This is a genomic window from Streptomyces sp. MBT65 (genome assembly GCF_016612545.1).
Taxonomy (GTDB): Bacteria; Actinomycetota; Actinomycetes; order Streptomycetales; family Streptomycetaceae; genus Streptomyces.
The window spans coordinates 1-1903 of the sequence record NZ_JAENRY010000580.1; the positions used below are offsets into that span (position 1 = coordinate 1).

General features: G+C 72.3%; 2 protein-coding genes. One reads left to right on the forward strand and one right to left on the reverse strand.

Annotated features, from left to right (window positions below):
• Window positions 1-244 precede the first annotated feature (244 nt).
• Window positions 245-535: a hypothetical protein gene (locus tag JHN63_RS50585; protein ID WP_234478929.1), complete on the forward strand. Its 291-nt coding sequence runs from the start codon at window positions 245-247 to the stop codon at window positions 533-535.
• Between the two features lie 49 nt (window positions 536-584).
• Here the strand turns inward: JHN63_RS50585 and JHN63_RS50590 are convergent.
• Window positions 585-1903: helix-turn-helix transcriptional regulator (locus JHN63_RS50590; protein WP_234478930.1), on the reverse strand; the 1319-nt coding region annotated here is incomplete at its 5' end.

Consider the following 1903-nt stretch of genomic DNA (forward strand, 5'->3'; position numbering starts at 1 on the left):
ATGCGGAGGGGTTCCGGGGGCGGGAGGCGCCGGCTCAGGGGGGCAAGTGAAATCGGAGAACGTCATCGCGTTGTGCGCTGTGCTCATCGCGTTGTGTTCCTTGAGCGTCTCGATCTACGAAGCCCGGGCGTCACGTCGCCACAATCGCAACTCAGTACGCCCCATCCTTCAGCTCCATCGGGTCTGGCACCACGGGAGCCGTACCGGTATCCGCCTCAGCAACTGCGGGCTGGGCCCCGCCATCGTGACCGGCAGCAGGGTGTGGGTCGACGGTGAGGAGATTGGGCCGTGGACGTCGGCGTGCGCGGCCCGGCTGAGCGACGGGTTGTCCGTCCGGCCGTCGTACTCGACGTTCAACGAGCAAGAAGTGTTCGCCGTGGACAGCGAGAAGTACCTGCTGAGCGTCCCGACGTACAGCCCGGAGGATCACGCGGACTTCAGGACCTTGATGCACAGCCGCATCAGGGTCGAGATCCGCTACGACTCGCTCCACGGCGGCGAAGGCTTCCGAGCGGTTCTGCTCCCCAATGACTGACAGCCGAGGCGGCCGAAATACCAGGCCGGCACCCGACCGGATAGCCGTTTCAGGACACCTCCCCTTCTGCCAGCAGGCGTACCAGCTCGATCCGTGAGCGGATGCCCAACCGGCTGAAGACGCCGCGCAGATGGTGGTCGATCGTGCGGGGGCTGAGGGCGAGGCGGACGGCTATCTCGCGGTTGGTGGCGCCGTCGGCGGCCATGCGGGCGACCATGAGTTGCTGGGCGGTCAGGCGGGCGGCGGGTGTGGGGAGGGCGGTGGCGGCCACCGGTGTGCCCAGGGCGCGGAGTTCGGCCCGGGCCTGGGCGGCGCAGTGCGGGGCGCCGAAGGACTCGAAGGCCTCCAGCGAGGTGTGCAGGCGGTCGCGGGCCTCGGTACGGCGGCGCAGTCGGCGCAGGGTGCCGCCCAACAGGAGTTCGGTGCGGGCCCGTTCGAAGTCACGGGTGCCGCGTGCGTGGAGGTCGAGGGCGCTGCGGTAGTGCTCGACGGCTTCGGCGCCGGGTGCGAGCAGGGCTCGGCAACGGGCGCTCAGGGCAAGGTCGTCGGGGCTGCGGACGGCACGTGCCCAGCGGTCGTAGTCGGCGTGGGCGGCACGGGCGACACGGGTGTCGCCGCTGCGGGCCGCGGCCTCGACGTAGTGCGGGGTGGCGAGGTGACGTATCGCCCGGTGTCCGTGGCCCGGGCCGAACCCGGCGAGCGCGCGCAGCCGGGCCGCGGCGGCGGCGAAGCGGCCACTGCTGAGGTCGAGGTAGGCGAGCGCCCACTGGGCGAGCGCGGCGGGCAGTCCCAGGCCCCGGCCGAGGGCGAACGAGCGGGCGGCGGCGGCCCGTTCGCGGCAGACGTCGCCGTCTCCGGTGAGCGCCGCGAACATGGCTAGCGCGGCCTGCAGATGGCAGGCGCCGTTGTCCTGCCCGGTGGCGTGGGCCTGCCACAGGGCGTCCGCGGCGGCCGTCTCGGCGGCCCTCGTATGTCCCGTCCAGAACTCGGCGTACGCCCGGAACTCCATCGCCTGCGCCACGACCACCGTCGCACCGCGCGCCCGGGCCGAGGCCGCCGCCCGCACGGTCGCGGTGGTGGCGCGGGTGTGGTCACCGAGCATCAACGCGGCGATCCCGGCATGGATGAGCAGGGTGGGGTCACCACCGGGCCCACATCTCCCGGCAGCGGCCTTCAGCAGATCCCGAGCGTCCTCGTACCGCCCCTCGAAAGCAGCGGCCAGTCCCCCGAGCGTCCCATGCGGCACGATCCCGACCCGAGAGGCAACGGCAGCCGCCTCCCGACACCGTCTCAGGTCCCCGGTGTAGACGGCGGCCTCAGTGGCCCGAGCGAGGAGGTGAACGGCGTGGTCGGGGGCGGGAGTTCGGG